Raw genomic sequence first — 278 nt, 5'->3', positions numbered from 1 at the left:
ACTTCGCGGTGGGCCACCAGCCACACCGGATAGGTGATCGGGCCAAAGCCCGGCAGAAGCCGCTCCATCCCCGGTGTCGATTGGCCAAGGAAATCCGGCGCAATGCCAATCGCCACGCCCTGGGTCGCCAATTGCCAATGCACCAGATGGTTGTCGCTGCGAATGGTCAGCATCTCGCGCGTCAGGTGGATGTCAAAGCCGGCAAAGGCCGCAATCATCTGATCCGCCGTATCCATTGCCACGAAATCATGCCCGGCCAGATCGTCAAGACCCTGTGG

At 61.2% G+C, this 278-nt stretch carries 1 protein-coding gene; it reads right to left on the bottom strand.

Annotation, left to right across the window (positions count from 1 at the left end):
* The coding region (locus Q4528_RS13675) for a hypothetical protein (protein WP_303522097.1) at positions 1 to 236 on the bottom strand (236 nt) is incomplete at its 3' end.
* Positions 237 to 278 lie beyond the last annotated feature (42 nt).

The sequence above is a fragment of the Staphylococcus pasteuri genome, from assembly GCF_030547725.1.
GTDB lineage: Bacteria > Bacillota > Bacilli > Staphylococcales > Staphylococcaceae > Staphylococcus > Staphylococcus pasteuri.
Note: the sequence above shows the minus strand (reverse complement) of the source record. Positions and strands in the feature narration are given on the sequence as shown.